Source organism: Ancylobacter sp. GW821-FHT10E12, from assembly GCF_058809335.1.
On sequence record NZ_JBXASN010000001.1, the window covers coordinates 102,866 to 116,162 of the forward strand.

Below are 13,297 nucleotides of genomic sequence, written 5' to 3' on the forward strand. Positions count from 1 at the left end.
CATCCGCCGTGGGCGGGAACATGCCGGGGATGCTAGGCGCCGCGCCGGGCTTCGGGCGGGCCGTCCGAGAACACCGCGCGCCGGGACAGGCCGATGGCCAGCAGGGCCGCCGCGCAAAGCGCCGCCGTGAGTCCGATCAGTAGCGGCAGGCCGAGCCAGGTGGCGCCGGTACCGATCATCGCGGCGCTGGCCGCCGGTCCCGTGCGGAAGATCAGGCTATAGAGCGCCATGGTGCGGCCCCGGAACATCGCATCGGAGAAGAGCTGCGCCAGCGATTGCATGCCGATGTTGCACATGACGTGGCAGAGGCCGGCCAGCGCGATCAGGCCGAGCGCCAGCGTCCTGTCATGCACGAGGCAGAAGGCGACGAGCGCGCCGGCCATGCCGATGCCGGCGATATAGGTGATCGTCACCAGCGCATCGATCGAGCGGCGGCGCAGCATCCATGTGCCGCCGACGAGGGCGCCGATGCCCTGCATGCTCATCAGCATCGAGAGCACGCCCGGTCCGCCGCCGAGCATGTCGCCGGCGATCGCCGGGAACAGTTCGGTGAACGGGCGGCCGAGCAGCGAGAACGTCACGGCGAGCAGGAATACCGTCGCCACCGCCGGCGTCCCGGCGATGTAGCGATAGCCGCCGACGAGATCCTGCAGGACACTGCGTCCGGTCACCGTGCCGGGTCGGTCCATGGGGGCGCGAAGGTGGAGGAGCACCAGGACCATGATGCCGAAGGCCGCGCCGGCGGCAATGAACACCGCCGCCGTGCCGGCATGGGCGATGACGAGCCCCGCCAATGCCGGGCCGACGGCGCGAGCCACGTTGAAGGCGATGGAGTTGGTCGCGACCGCGCGCGCCATGTGACGTCGGTCCGCCAGCAGGCCGACGGCGACGGCTCGCACCGGCTGGCTCAACCCCTGCCAGCTGGCGTCCGCCAGCGCGAGCAGCCAGAGCAGCTCGATCGTCATCGCTTCCGCGGCGGTGACGCTGAAGAACGCCAGCGCAACGGCAACGCCGCAGGCCTGGAAGAGGAGGTTGAGCCGGAAAGGATTGCTGCGGTCGGTGATGACGCCGGCCAGCGGTGCCACCCACAACGCGGCGACGAGTTCGGTCAGCGCGATCGCGCCGATCCAGGCCACCGACTGGGTCAGGTCCCATGCGAGCCAGCCGATCGCCATGCGCTGCATCCAGGTGCCTGTGGAGGAGACCGCCTGGCCGATGGCATAGACAATGAAGAGGCGGCTGGAAGGAGCGGGCGTTGTCGGCCCTTCGTCACGCATGCGATCGTTCCATTCGTATGCTCACCATCGCGGGCCGTGCCGAGCGGGGAGGCTGCTCCGGCAGGCGGTGCGAACGGCGCGCGCGGATGAGCCCTACGCGGCAATCCAGGACAGGGGAGGCGACGAGATGACGACGGTCCGGTTGTGGAGCGACGGCGAGGCGGAGGGCAATGCCGCCGTCAAGGCGATCTTCGACGACATCCGGGCGACCCGGAAGTCCAACTTCATCAACAATTTCTGGCGCGCGCTCGCCAATGATCCCGCGGCGCTGAAACGCACATGGGAGAGCCTGAAGGCGATCATGGTGGCCGAGGGGCCATTGGACCCGCTGACCCGCGAGCTGATCTATATCGCCGTCTCCACCGCCAATGGCTGCTCGTACTGCATCCATTCGCATACCGCCGCGGCGCGGGCGAAAGGCATGACCGACGCGCAGCATCATCACCTGACGGCGATCATCGGCATGGCGGCCCAGACCAACGCGCTCGTCACCGCGCTCCAGGTGCCGGTGGACGAGGCGTTCCTGGTCGGGGACTGAGGCAGGCATCGCTCTCCCGCGACATCCGCCTTCCACCTCGCATGGCCCTGGATGTCCTCGCTGGCTCCGCTTCGGCGAATCGCCCTCGCCACTTGTGCGGCCTGGTCGCGTCGGTGTTCGGTCGAGGATTTTCATGGGCGGCGTCGGGCCGTGGTCGACTGCCTCATCATGTCCTCGACGTCGTGCACCGATAGGCCGTAACCGGCGTCGGGCCGGATGGGGCTGGCCAGTTTCCAGGCCCGGCGACGTTCATGTAGCACCCGGCAGCGCTTGGCAATAAGTGGTTGACGCCAATAATCTATATTATCTATCTTATTTATATAATTTTGGAGTGCGACCATGGCAACAACCGACATTCGCCTTTCAGCGGACGTGCTGGTGGTCGGGGGCGGGCCGGCCGGCTGCTGGGCGGCGCTCACCGCTGCCGAGCAGGGCCAGCGCGTGGTGCTGATCGACAAGGGCTATGTCGGCACCTCCGGCGCCACCGCCGCCGGCAACACCACGATTATCGACGTCGCCCCTGGCTCGGTGTCGCATCGCGAGGCGGTGGATCGCCGCCGCGCACGGGGGGGCGGTCTCGTCGAAGAAGCCGCAGTGGACCGCGTGCTCGACGAGACGCATCGCCAGCTCGACCGGTTGACCGATTGGGGATACGGGTTCCCGGTCACCGACAAGGGCGAGCTGTTCCGCGGCTCGATGCGCGGCGTCGACTATCTGTACTTCCTGCGCCGGCGGCTTTTGATGTCCGGGGTGACGATCCTCGACCACAGCCCGGCCGATGCCTTGGTAACGCATGACGGAGCGGCGGCCGGCGTCACCGGCTGGCGGCGGCGCTCCCGCGAACCTTGGGCGCTGCGCGCCGGCGCTGTCGTGATCGCATCCGGAGGGTGCGCCTTTCTGAGCGGTGCGCTCGGGACCAACAATCTCACCGGCGACGGCTACCTGATGGCGGCGGGGATCGGCGCCCGATTCTCCGGGATGGATTTTACCGGCCAGTACGGCATCGCGCCCCTGGGTTCTTCCGTGACCAAGGGCATCGTGTATTTCTGGGCCAGCTTCTTCGACGCCGAAGGCCGGGCGATCGAGGCTGCCGGGGATCGCCAGGAACTCGTGGCGCGTCATCTCGCCAACGGGCCGGTCTATGCGGTGCTCGACAAGGCGCCCGAGCGGCTGCGCGAGGGCATGCGCCGTGGGCAGCCCAACATATTCCTTCCCTTCGACCGTCAAGGCATCGATCCATTTACACAGCGTTTCGAGGTCACGCTGCTCTACGAGGGAACGGTGCGCGGTGTCGGCGGCATATTGATCGACGACGAGGGGGCGAGCGACGTGCCCGGCCTGTTCGCCGCCGGTGATGCCGCCGCGCGCGAACCGCTGAGCGGGGCGACATCGGGCGGCGGCGGCCCCAATGCGTCCTGGGCCATGGCTACAGGGGTCTGGTCGGGACGGGCGGCGGCACGTTTCGCCCGGAGTCTCGGTCGGCATGCCGGAACCCGTCATACCCTGCCTGCGGATGGCGCCTTCGGCGCGGTCGGCGGATCGCACGGCGCTGCGGAAATATCCGAGATCATTCGTGGCGTGCAGCAGGAGATGCTTCCGCTCGATCGCAACTTCTACCGCACCAGCGCGCGGCTGGCCTCCTCGGCCGAGCGGCTCGATAGCCTCTGGGATGCGGTGCGGGGCCTCGATCCGCAGTCGCCGGGCGCCGGGCGAGCAGGGGAGGCCGCGGCGATGGTCGCCACCGCGCGCTGGATCGTCGCGAGCGCGCAGCTTCGCCCCGAGAGCCGCGGCATCCACCGCCGCGAGGACGCCGCCGGAGCGACGGATGATCCGCCCCGCCGCATCCAATCCGGGGGCCTCGGGCACGTCTGGGCGCAGCATTCCGGTCCCAGCCGCGCGGCGGTGATCGAAGGTGTGGCGGCCGAATGATCGAGCTCATCTCCGAAGCCCGCTGCATCGCGTGCAACCTCTGCGTCAAGGCCTGCCCCGACAATGTGTTCGACGCGGTCGAGAAGGCGATTCCCGTCATCGCGCGCAAGGAGGATTGCCAGACCTGCTTCCTGTGCGAACTCTATTGTCCCGTCGACGCGCTCTATGTCTCGCCGCTGCGCGACCGCGATGAGCCCGTCTCCGAGACGGACCTGGTCGCCCGTGGCCTCCTCGGCAGCTTCCGCCAGCAGATGGGCTGGGACCGCGCCAAGCCGCGGGGCACCCACGAAGACACCAGCTACCGCATGTTCGAGGACCGGAAGGTCCAGCCGTAGCCGGAGAGTCGGCTCAACGCCGGGCCCGGATTTCGGCGGGGAGGTGGGGCGCCTCTACCGCGAAGACCAAGGACGACACATCAAGGAAGCCGAGCGCGATGCCTGTCGCCTTCACCGCGGTGGCGTGTTCCTCGCGCAGGAAGCGGCTGCGTTTCATGTCCCGGCCCTCTTGTGGAGCCAGAACGAACTCCAAACTGGATGAGGACCGAAGGGGCGTTGCCATCTCAGAGCTGGAGCACGTTCGCGCCGATGCCGGGATCGACGGCGCGCTCCAGGCGGGTCGGGCTCACCATGATGCTGATCTCGAGCGACCCGCGTCCAACCTCCAGGGCCAGCAGGTGGCCGCCGAAGGTCCGAAAGCTTGGGTCGCCGGCGGTGCCGTGGGCATGGATGGATGGCTCGCCGTCCTTCCAGGCCAGGGTGCCGGCGAGGTTCGTCAGCTCCAGGTCATGCATCGTCTTCGACCTGTATTCCTGCTTCTCATAATCGAAGAAGCCGAAGGTCACACGGCTGGCGAAACCGAAGCCGCTGACGGAGGCGGACGGGATCGCCTCGTCGCGCATCAGTGCCTCCAGCCTGGCAAAGAGGTCGTCACCCTGACGCAGGACCATGAGGAATCCGGTCGGCGTCGGAATGTAACGGGTGCGTTCGGACATGGCGGGCCTCAAACGATGGTCGGCGTGATGCCGCCATCGACGCGCAGGGCGGCGCCGTTCGTCGCTGCCGAGAGCGGGCTCGCCAGATAGGCGACGAGGCTGGCAACCTCCTCGGGCTCGATCATCCGCTGGATCAGCGAGCTCGGGCGCTCCTTGGCGAAATACTCCCGCTCCATCTCGCCGGCGGGAAGGTTCGGGTCGCTGGCGACGCTGCGCAGGAAGTCCTCGATGCCCGCCGAGCGTGTCGTGCCGGGCAGCACGGAATTGACGGTGACGCGCGTGCCCTTGGTCGTTGCTGCCAGCCCACGCGAGATGGCGAGCTGCGCCGTCTTGGTCATGCCGTAGTGGATCATGTTCGGTGGCACCAGCACCGCGCTTTCGCTGGAGATGAAGATGATCCGCCCCCAATCTCGCGCCAGCATGCCCGGCAGGTAGTGCCGCGCGAGGCGGGCGCCGCTCAGCACGTTGATCTCGAAGAAGCGGCGCCAGTCCTCGTCGGTGATCTCGCCGAATGCCTTGGATTCGTAGATGCCAAGATTGTTGACGAGGATATCGACCTGCGGAACAGCGGCAATCAGCGCTGCCGCGCCTTCCGCGCTGGCCGGGTCGGCGAGCACGGTGTGGACACTGCCGCCGATATCGGTGGCGGCGGCATCGAGATTGGCCTGCGAGCGGCCGCAAATGACAATTTTCGCGCCTTCCGCGGCGAGTGAGCGGGCGATCGCCAAGCCGATGCCGGCGGTCGCGCCGGTGACGAGCGCGGTCTTGCCGGCGAGTTGCAGATCCATGGGCCGTCTCCTCAATCCTGTTGGACGAATTCCACCGGCTTCAGGCTGCCTTCCAGGCGGAAGAACTGACCATCGGGTGTCGTGAAGAAGGCCAGAGAGCGGCCGCCTTCGAAATCGTCGATGTGAACGACAGTCGAACCGTCAGCCTCCTGCCAGGAGATCGCGTAGGTGCCGCCGAAAAGATGGCGCCACTCAAAGTCGACGGTCGCGGTGTTGCCGGCGAGCGCACCGCTCGTGATCTCGTAGGTCAGCGAGCGGCCCTCTCCGGCATAGGCGTTGGTGGCGGCGAGATCGCCGTAGTCGACTTCAAAGCGTTGTCCCGCCAAAGGGAATGACATGTCGTTCGTCCCTGTTCCTGTAAGAGCCCGGCGTCACACTTCACATGTCTGGAGCGCCGGGCGGGCGCGTCCGAGCCAGACCAGGGCCAGGCCTGCCGCGGCCAGCAGCCCGCCCGCGACCGGCACGGCCGCATAGCCGAGGCCGAGGCTGATCACCCCGCCGCCGACGGCCGCGCCGAGGGCATTGCCGAGGTTGAAGGCGCCGACATTGATCGACGAGGCGAGACCCGGCGCCTCCGAGGCCGCCTGCATCACCCGCATCTGGACCGGAGGCACGATGGCGAAAGCCGCAGCTCCCCAGACGACCAGCCCGATCGCGGCTCCGACATGGCTGGACAGCACGAAGGGCAGCGCCAGCATGATGAGCGCGAGCGCACCCAGGAAGATCTTGGTCGCGCCATCCAGCGACCAGTCGGCGAGCCGGCCGCCAAGCCCGTTGCCGATGGTGAAGCCGACGCCGATCAGCACGAGCGCGAGCGTGACGAAGCCCTCCGACGCGCCGGTCAGTTCCGCCAGCGTCGGTGCGACATAGGTGTAGAGCGTGAACATCGCGCCGGCACCCATCACCGTCGTCGCCATGGCGAGCAGCACGGCGGGGCGTGTCAGGACGCGCAGCTCGCGCGCGACGTCCGGCATCTTGCCGGCTTCGCCCCTCGGCAAGGCGAGCCACAGCGCCGTGATGGCGAGGAGCCCCAATCCTGCCGTGCCCGCAAACGCCATGCGCCAGCCGATCTGCTGGCCGATCCAGGTCGCGGCCGGCACGCCGCCGATATTGGCGATCGTCAACCCCATGAACATGGTCGCGACGGCGCTCGCCTGCTTCTCCTTGGGCACCACGCTCGCGGCAACGATCGAGCCGAGTCCGAAGAAGGCGCCGTGATTGAGGCTGGTGACGAGGCGCGCGGCCAGGAGCGTCCAATAGTCGGGCGACAGGGCCGACAGGAGATTGCCGATGGTGAAGATGCCCATCAGCAGCATCAGCGCGGTGCGCTTTCCGAACCGGCTGAAGGCGAGCGTCATCACCGGGGCGCCGATCATGACGCCGATCGCGTAGGCGCTGACGAGCAGGCCGGCGGTCGGGATCGAGACGTTCACGCCCTCGGCGATGACGGGGAGAAGCCCCATCGGCGCGAACTCGGTCGTGCCGATGCCGAAGGCGCCTACGGCAAGGGCGAGAAGCGGCCAGTTGATACCGGCCGCATCGCCCTGTCCGGGCTGGATACGGGACGTTGCGATGGTCATGTCCGGTTCCTCATGCGTCCCAGGCGGGTGCCAGGCCGGGAGGGCTGACGAGCCGGCCGTCGGGGCGGGCCAGCTTGCCGATCGCCGCCATATCCTCGTCGCTGAGAGCGAAATCGAAGACGGCGAAATTCTCGGCCACGCGCTCGGGCTTGGCGGTTTTGGATAGCGCGATGAAGCCCTGCTGGATCAACCAGCGCAGCCCGACCTGCGTGGCGCTCTTGCCATATGTGCTGCCGATCCGCTGAAGCAGCGGATCGCGCGGCACCGCGCCGTCGGCCATGCCGTAATAGGCGGTGATCGCGACGCCGGCTGCCCGGGCGGCATCGGCCATCGCGCTTTGGTCGAGATAGGGGTGCAATTCGATCTGGTTGGTGACGATCGGGACCTTGCTCGATGAGATCGACTGCCTGAGCTGGGCGATGTTCTGGTTGCTGACGCCGATGAAGCGGGTCTTCCCGGCCGCCTGCACGGCATCGAGCCTCTCGATCTGATCGGCGATGGCGACCTTGTCGGCCGGCCAATGCAGCAGGAGCAGGTCGACCTGATCGACCTTCAGCTTGTCGAGGCTCTCGTCGACCGAGGCGGCGAACTTGTTGGGGCTGTAGTTGTCGACCCAGACCTTCGTGGTCAGGAACAGATCCTCGCGCCGCGCGCCGGCGGCCTGCAAGGCCTGGCCGAGCGCTGCCTCGTTTCCGTAAATCTGCGCGGTATCGAAATGGGTGAAGCCGGCTTCGAGCGCGGCGGGAACGACGCGCTCCACTTCCGCGTCCGACATCCGGAACACGCCGAAGCCGAGGGCGGGGATTTCGGCGCCGTGCGCCTTCACAATTTGCATCGATATGTCTCCTGGGGGTGTCACGCAGCCCGTGCCGCCTTGTTGTCGTCGAGCGCCGGAATCACCTCCGACGCCAGTTCCTCGATCACCTCGCCAAGCGGCCTCGTCGATTGCCGGAGATTGATCGCCATATGGTCGACGCCACCTCGCCGAAGCGCGCGGAAATGCTCGATCAGCGCCTTGCGCCCGGTTCGCGCGCCGAAGCGGATCGGTTGGCCGGGGGCGTCTGGATCGTCGAGGAGATCGAGATGGAACGCGCTGATGAAGGGGCGCATGCCGCCGGTCGCGTTCGCCCAATCGCTTGCCTGCGCGATCAGCCGATCGACGTTGCCGGGATAGACGAAGCGCCCATCCATGGTCTCCTTGAGCCACGCCTCGTCCTGCTGGGCGCGGCCGGCGACGATGAGCGGAATGCCTGCCTGTGCCGGTCGGGGCAGGAGATCGAGCGACGGCACACGCCGTCCCTCCACAGGCAGGCCGCCTTCCTGCCAGGCCGCGCGGAGATAGCCGACCGCCTCGCGGAACGCCTTCCCGCGGCTGTCGAAGTCGAGGCCGAGCAGGGGATATTCGACGGGACGGTCGCCGCTCGCCACGCCAAGGATCAACCGTCCGCCTGAAAGGGCGTCGATCGAGGCCGCCGCCTTCGCCGTCATCAGCGGATGGCGGATGGGCAGAACCACGGCGGCAGTGCCGAGCGCGACGTTGCGGGTGATGCCTGCGAGATATCCCAGAAACGCGAAGACATCGTAGACGGAACCGGCATCGCCCATGTTCACGGCATCGAAGACGGGGACATCGCGCACCCAAAGTGCCGCAAAGCCCAGGCTGTCGATCTTCCGTATGAGGCCGGCATGTGCCGAGAGGTCCGGAACACCGTGCGGGCGACCGTCGGCGACACGGCGGGTCTCGCCGTTGGGAGACCAGTCATTATCGAGCGGAAATTCGATCCCGACCGTCAAGCGGCCGGGCTTTCTGATGAGATCGAGTGCTGAAATCTTTGACATGCCCGGAAGGTAGGCCGCGCAGGTGCGCTTGATAATCCGCTCGCTTTCCACATTATCTGTGAAACGAGTTCATAGATTGGGGATGAGATGGACAACCGCGCCGGCGAGATGCAGGTGTTCTTGAGGGTGGTGGAGGCCGGCAATTTCTCCGAGGCCGCACGCCTGATGCGCATGACCCCTTCGACGGTCAGCAAGATGATCGGCCGGATCGAGACCCGTCTCGGCGTCCGCTTGCTCAAACGCTCGACGCGCCGTCTCTCGCTGACCGCCGAGGGTCAGATTTACTACGAACGAAGCCTTGCGCTGCTTGCCGAGCTCGATGATGTGGAGCGCAACCTGTCGATGGGCGCGGCGAGTGCCGGCGGCATCGTTCGCGTGAATGCTTCCGTCGCTTTCGGGGTTCTCGGGTTGGAGCCTCTGCTTCCCGCCTTCTGGCAGGCGCACCCCCATATCGTCGTCGATCTGTCGCTGTCGGACGAGATCGTTGATCTCTATCTGGATCGCACAGATGTCGCCTTTCGCGTCGGGACCCTTCAGGACTCGACCATGATGGCCCGGCGCATTGGAGTCGCCCGCCGCAAGATCGTCGCTGCGCCGAGCTATCTCGCGCGCCACGGCATACCTCGGACAATCGACGATCTCGCGCGGCACAATTGTCTCGGCTTCAACTTTCGCCGGGCCGCGCCCGTCTGGCCGCTCAAGGAAAGCGGCCGCACCGTCGATCGTACGGTGAACGGCTCGCTCCTCGCCAATAATGGCGAGACGGTCCGTCGGATGGCTCTCGCTGGTGTTGGGCTGGCACGTCTCGGCGACTACCACGCCCGCGCCGATATCGCCGCCGGCCGTTTGGTGGAAGTCCTGTCAGATGCGGTCGAGGGCGATGAGGAGGAGATTCACGCGCTATATCTCGGCGGACTCCAGTTGCCGCAGCGCGTTCGCGTCTTCCTCGATTTTGTCAGCCCGCGGCTTCAGCATTTCCTGGTCGAGGCGTAACCGCAGCGCGATGGCGACGGGCCAGGGATATCGGACAGCTTGCGGCCATCCGACGCCGTTGAAGCACGCTCACAATTCACGCCGGATGGATCATCTCCCGGGCATAGGCGAGGCCGATGCCGTAGCCGCCGCCGTGATCGACGACGATGGAGCGAGCCCCCTCATAGGTCTCCTTGCGCGTCCAGTCCCGCTGGAATTCGAGCAGCACCTGGATCCAGGACGTCAGGGTGGCACCGGCGGTCTCCATTCGGCGCAGCGCGAGGTCATGGCTTGCGGCCGTCAACCCACCGCAGGCGTCGCCGACGACATGCACGTCATGGCCTTCGACAAGCGCGTCGAGGGCTGGGAACGACACGCAGGCTTCGGTCAACAGGCCCGCGATGATCAGCTTTGGCCGGCCGGTGGCGATGATGGCGCTGCGGGCCGCCTCGTCCTCCCAGGCGTTCATGCTGCGCCGGTCGATCGGCGTCACGCCCGGCAGGGCCGCGGCGATCTGGGGCATGACCGGCCCGCTGTAAACCCTGGTCGCCGAGGTCGTAACCACGGTCGGGACGGAAAATACGGCTGCCGTACGGGCGAGGGCCACGAGATTGTTCAGCAGAGTCTGGCGATCGCTCGAACCGACGCCGAAGGCGAGGCCCGCTTGCGGATCGACGAGCAGGAGCGCGCTGTCAGAGGGAGTGAGGAGCGGTGATGGCTTGGTCATTGGGAGCCTGGCAAAAAGAGTTTGGGGAAGTCGGACTTGGCCCCAGGCGTCTTCACCTGCGGACACCGGCAGCTGTCGCTGGAGCCCTGCCCATCCACGAAAGATTCAGCTAAATGAAGCGCGCGTCTTGTCAATTATCACGCCGCTTTGGATATCGCCGCTCTCGGATGGCCGATATCCGGATCGTAATAGCGCATGTAGGGCTATCGGAAATCCTCAGGCGGAAGCTGTCGGGAGATCGCGAACCGCGCGTATAGTCAGTCTATACATTGAGTTGATTAAAAATAACGGCCATTTCGCCCTGAATTTGGTGTTTTACGCGCGCTCTCTCTTGCTGGATGGACGTTTGACTTGGTTGCCAAAGCCAGAATCCCAAGTTGAACCTGATCGACAGCCGCCGCCAACAGATATTCCCTGAGTGGCGCGATGACGTAGCGTCCCTTACGCTACCCCTTCCTGTTCGGGGGCGCAGACCCCAACGCCGAAGAGCTCGCCGATGCGTCAGCATCGACAGGGCAGGCTTCATCTCGACGGGGAGCCAGGCGCCCCCGCCCTAGTCGGTTTGATCCTTGACGATGAGATTGATGAGCGTTTCAGCATCGCTCTTTAGCCGCTGCGGATCGTCGTAGATTCGCTCGATGACGACCATGCCGCGTGTATGAGTCACCAGCAGCCTGGCGGCGACATCGGCGGGCAGCCGCAGCCTCTCGGGCGATGCCGCGAGACGTTCCGTCAGGCACGCTTCGAGATCATCCATCTGCCGGCGCAGCGCTTCGCGGATTTTCGGGCTGGAGGCTTCCTCGTCGGTGGCGGTCTTGGTAGTCAGGCAACCGCGCCTGTCCTTGCGGATCAATTCGATGCTGAAGGCGAACAGGCTGAGCAGCGCGTCGCGCAGGTCGTCCACGGCAAGCGCCGCGCGGACGCCCTCCATGTAGCGCGCCTGATAGTTGCGATAGGCGCTGATGAAGAGAGCTTCCTTGCCGCCATACGCATTGTAGAGCGAGCCGCGCTGCACCCGCGTCGCTGCGGCGACATCCTGCATCGAGGTGGCTGCGAAGCCCTTCTCCCAGAACAGCTTCGCGGCCGTGTCCAGCATGCGGTCTTCGTCGAACTGCCTCACACCTGCCATCGCGCCACTCCCCTTCCTCAGCTCGCGAGGATGTAATTATCTTTGACGTCATTGTCAAAAATGATAGGGTCACCATCTTTGACGCTCATGATAAAGATGCGCCGCTTCGGGGCGGTGGCTGCCGGAAGGATGTTGCGATGACGACGATCGATCCCCCCATTGGCGAAGAGCCCATGCCATGGGCCGCCATGTTCGCGGGTCTCTGCGCGAGCATGATCGGGATAGGGTTGGCCCGCTTCGCGTATACGCCGCTCATTCCGCCGCTGATCGATGCCGGCTGGTTCCCCGCGGGCAGCGTGATCTATCTCGGGGCGGCCAATCTGGCGGGCTATTTGGTCGGCGCCCTGGTCGCCCGCGAGCTTGGGCATCGCTTCGGCAACGTCACCGTGCTCAAGGCGATGATGCTGCTGACCGCGCTGGCATTCTTCGCGTGTGCCTTTCCCTTGTCGGTCGCCTGGTTCTTCGCCTGGCGGCTCTTGTCCGGGATCACCGGCGGAGTGATCATGGTGCTCGTGGCGGCCACGCTGCTGCCGAACGTTCCGGCTCGGCGCCGCGGGCTTGCGGGCGGGGCAATATTTTTCGGAGTCGGTCTCGGCATAGCTGCCTCGGGCACGGCGGTGCCTGCGCTGCTGAACTGGGGGCTGCCGGCCGCCTGGGAAGGGCTGGGCGCAGCGTCGCTGGCTTTGGCCGCCTTGAGCTGGGGAGGATGGCCAGCAAACGGCGTCGCACGCCACGCGCCGATTTCGGCCCCGGCCGCTCCGCGCCCTCATGCCGGAAGGGTGGGTGGGCTTCTATACCTCCAGTACGGGCTCATGGCGGTCGGACTCGTCCCCGCCGTCGTCTTCCTCGTTGATTTCTTCGCTCGCGGACGCGAGCTGGGAGCGCATGTCGGGGCCATGTTTTGGGTCGTCTACGGCATCGGTGCGATCTTCGGCCCTCCTCTCTACGGTCAATTGGCCGACAGGCTCGGGACTTCGGCTGCGGTGCGGCTGCTATTGGCGGTGCAGATCACGGCGTTGATCGTGTTCGTGAACGCACCCGGTCTGGTGACTGCCGGCATCGCGACATGGGTGATCGGTACTTTTCCGCCGGGCATCGTGCCGCTCATCCTGCACAAGGTGCATCACCTGCTGCCCGGCGATCATGTGGCGCAGGCCGCGATGTGGAGCCGGGCGACCGTGGCGTTTGCGGCGTTTCAGGCACTTGCCGGCTATGGCTATTCTTGGCTCTTTGCCCGATCCGACGGAAACTACACCCTGCTGTTCTCTGTCGGGGCCGGCGCACTGATCCTGGCTCTCGTCGCCGAGGTTGTGGAGGCCGGGTTGGCACGACTGTCGGCTCGTATGGGAGCCTGACGCGAATGCCGGAGCGAATGCGAACGAGCCTGTTCCTCGTTCGCCAGCCGCGGCTGAGGACGTGTCGGAAACGGCGGCATGTCGTTTCCGGCACTCTGGCTTGCCGGCAAGGCGCTGGGGCGGAGCAAGGACACGCTGAAGAGAGGGCCGCGAAGCTGCGCCTGGCCGCTGT

At 66.3% G+C, this 13,297-nt stretch carries 15 protein-coding genes; 5 read left to right on the forward strand and 10 right to left on the reverse strand.

Features of this window, described 5'->3' with window-relative positions; genetic code table 11:
* Positions 1–32: 32 nt before the first annotated feature.
* A complete protein-coding gene (locus AC1RU4_RS00510) occupies positions 33–1,277 on the reverse strand; it encodes an MFS transporter (RefSeq protein WP_492889024.1) in 1,245 nt (414 codons plus the stop codon).
* Positions 1,278–1,404: 127 nt separating this feature from the next.
* Between AC1RU4_RS00510 and AC1RU4_RS00515 the strand changes: the two genes are divergently transcribed.
* The 3 genes from AC1RU4_RS00515 (at position 1,405) to AC1RU4_RS00525 (ending at position 4,079) form a co-directional block, all read left to right on the forward strand.
* A complete protein-coding gene (locus AC1RU4_RS00515; RefSeq protein WP_492889025.1) occupies positions 1,405–1,815 on the forward strand; it encodes a carboxymuconolactone decarboxylase family protein in 411 nt (136 codons plus the stop codon).
* A 339-nt stretch (positions 1,816–2,154) separates the two neighbouring features.
* Positions 2,155–3,744 (forward strand): FAD-dependent oxidoreductase, encoded by a 1,590-nt coding sequence (locus AC1RU4_RS00520; protein ID WP_492889026.1) that lies wholly within the window; start codon positions 2,155–2,157, stop codon positions 3,742–3,744.
* On the forward strand, positions 3,741–4,079 hold the full coding sequence (locus AC1RU4_RS00525) for a 4Fe-4S dicluster-binding protein (RefSeq protein ID WP_492889027.1): 339 nt from the start codon (positions 3,741–3,743) through the stop codon (positions 4,077–4,079). The genes AC1RU4_RS00520 and AC1RU4_RS00525 overlap by 4 nt, the downstream gene beginning before the upstream one ends.
* A 13-nt stretch (positions 4,080–4,092) precedes the next feature.
* On the opposite strand, the gene AC1RU4_RS00530 is transcribed toward AC1RU4_RS00525, so the two are convergent.
* From AC1RU4_RS00530 to AC1RU4_RS00560, 7 genes are all read right to left on the reverse strand, one after another.
* Positions 4,093–4,236, reverse strand: a complete 144-nt coding sequence (locus AC1RU4_RS00530; RefSeq protein ID WP_492889028.1) for a hypothetical protein — start codon at positions 4,234–4,236, stop codon at positions 4,093–4,095.
* Positions 4,237–4,303: 67 nt separating this feature from the next.
* On the reverse strand, positions 4,304–4,735 hold the full coding sequence (locus AC1RU4_RS00535; protein ID WP_492889029.1) for a PPC domain-containing DNA-binding protein: 432 nt from the start codon (positions 4,733–4,735) through the stop codon (positions 4,304–4,306).
* Between the two features lie 8 nt (positions 4,736–4,743).
* On the reverse strand, positions 4,744–5,517 hold the full coding sequence (locus tag AC1RU4_RS00540) for an SDR family NAD(P)-dependent oxidoreductase (protein WP_492889389.1): 774 nt from the start codon (positions 5,515–5,517) through the stop codon (positions 4,744–4,746).
* Positions 5,518–5,534: 17 nt separating this feature from the next.
* Complete coding sequence (locus tag AC1RU4_RS00545) at positions 5,535–5,861, reverse strand: MoaF-related domain-containing protein (protein ID WP_492889030.1); 327 nt, start codon at positions 5,859–5,861, stop codon at positions 5,535–5,537.
* 33 nt (positions 5,862–5,894) lie between these two features.
* A complete protein-coding gene (locus AC1RU4_RS00550; protein WP_492889031.1) occupies positions 5,895–7,103 on the reverse strand; it encodes an MFS transporter in 1,209 nt (402 codons plus the stop codon).
* A gap of 10 nt (positions 7,104–7,113) precedes the next feature.
* Positions 7,114–7,938, reverse strand: a complete 825-nt coding sequence (locus tag AC1RU4_RS00555; protein ID WP_492889032.1) for an aldo/keto reductase — start codon at positions 7,936–7,938, stop codon at positions 7,114–7,116.
* A gap of 20 nt (positions 7,939–7,958) precedes the next feature.
* Complete coding sequence (locus AC1RU4_RS00560) at positions 7,959–8,942, reverse strand: LLM class oxidoreductase (protein ID WP_492889033.1); 984 nt, start codon at positions 8,940–8,942, stop codon at positions 7,959–7,961.
* Positions 8,943–9,029: 87 nt separating this feature from the next.
* Here AC1RU4_RS00560 and AC1RU4_RS00565 point away from each other — a divergent pair, with 87 nt between their 5' ends.
* Positions 9,030–9,935 carry a LysR family transcriptional regulator gene (locus AC1RU4_RS00565; RefSeq protein ID WP_492889034.1) on the forward strand — a complete coding sequence of 302 codons (906 nt, stop codon included), beginning with the start codon at positions 9,030–9,032 and terminating at the stop codon, positions 9,933–9,935.
* 76 nt (positions 9,936–10,011) lie between these two features.
* Here the strand turns inward: AC1RU4_RS00565 and AC1RU4_RS00570 are convergent, their stop codons facing one another.
* The gene (locus tag AC1RU4_RS00570) at positions 10,012–10,707 is read right to left on the reverse strand and encodes a hydrolase (protein ID WP_492889035.1); all 696 of its coding nucleotides are present in this window, start codon (positions 10,705–10,707) and stop codon (positions 10,012–10,014) included.
* 487 nt (positions 10,708–11,194) lie between these two features.
* Positions 11,195–11,737, reverse strand: a complete 543-nt coding sequence (locus AC1RU4_RS00575; protein ID WP_492889036.1) for a TetR/AcrR family transcriptional regulator — start codon at positions 11,735–11,737, stop codon at positions 11,195–11,197.
* Positions 11,738–11,907: 170 nt separating this feature from the next.
* Here AC1RU4_RS00575 and AC1RU4_RS00580 point away from each other — a divergent pair, with 170 nt between their 5' ends.
* On the forward strand, positions 11,908–13,125 hold the full coding sequence (locus tag AC1RU4_RS00580) for a YbfB/YjiJ family MFS transporter (RefSeq protein WP_492889037.1): 1,218 nt from the start codon (positions 11,908–11,910) through the stop codon (positions 13,123–13,125).
* The last annotated feature ends 172 nt before the right edge of the window (positions 13,126–13,297 follow it).

Excerpts from the sequence above, each read along its gene's own strand:
- AC1RU4_RS00510 (WP_492889024.1), bottom strand. The coding sequence starts at position 1,277 with ATGCGTGACGAAGGGCCGACAACGCCCGCTCCTTCCAGCCGCCTCTTC.
- AC1RU4_RS00515 (WP_492889025.1), top strand. The coding sequence starts at position 1,405 with ATGACGACGGTCCGGTTGTGGAGCGACGGCGAGGCGGAGGGCAATGCC.
- AC1RU4_RS00520 (WP_492889026.1), top strand. The coding sequence starts at position 2,155 with ATGGCAACAACCGACATTCGCCTTTCAGCGGACGTGCTGGTGGTCGGG.
- AC1RU4_RS00525 (WP_492889027.1), top strand. The coding sequence starts at position 3,741 with ATGATCGAGCTCATCTCCGAAGCCCGCTGCATCGCGTGCAACCTCTGC.
- AC1RU4_RS00530 (WP_492889028.1), bottom strand. The coding sequence starts at position 4,236 with ATGAAACGCAGCCGCTTCCTGCGCGAGGAACACGCCACCGCGGTGAAG.
- AC1RU4_RS00535 (WP_492889029.1), bottom strand. The coding sequence starts at position 4,735 with ATGTCCGAACGCACCCGTTACATTCCGACGCCGACCGGATTCCTCATG.
- AC1RU4_RS00545 (WP_492889030.1), bottom strand. The coding sequence starts at position 5,861 with ATGTCATTCCCTTTGGCGGGACAACGCTTTGAAGTCGACTACGGCGAT.
- AC1RU4_RS00550 (WP_492889031.1), bottom strand. The coding sequence starts at position 7,103 with ATGACCATCGCAACGTCCCGTATCCAGCCCGGACAGGGCGATGCGGCC.
- AC1RU4_RS00555 (WP_492889032.1), bottom strand. The coding sequence starts at position 7,938 with ATGCAAATTGTGAAGGCGCACGGCGCCGAAATCCCCGCCCTCGGCTTC.
- AC1RU4_RS00560 (WP_492889033.1), bottom strand. The coding sequence starts at position 8,942 with ATGTCAAAGATTTCAGCACTCGATCTCATCAGAAAGCCCGGCCGCTTG.
- AC1RU4_RS00565 (WP_492889034.1), top strand. The coding sequence starts at position 9,030 with ATGGACAACCGCGCCGGCGAGATGCAGGTGTTCTTGAGGGTGGTGGAG.
- AC1RU4_RS00575 (WP_492889036.1), bottom strand. The coding sequence starts at position 11,737 with ATGCTGGACACGGCCGCGAAGCTGTTCTGGGAGAAGGGCTTCGCAGCC.
- AC1RU4_RS00580 (WP_492889037.1), top strand. The coding sequence starts at position 11,908 with ATGACGACGATCGATCCCCCCATTGGCGAAGAGCCCATGCCATGGGCC.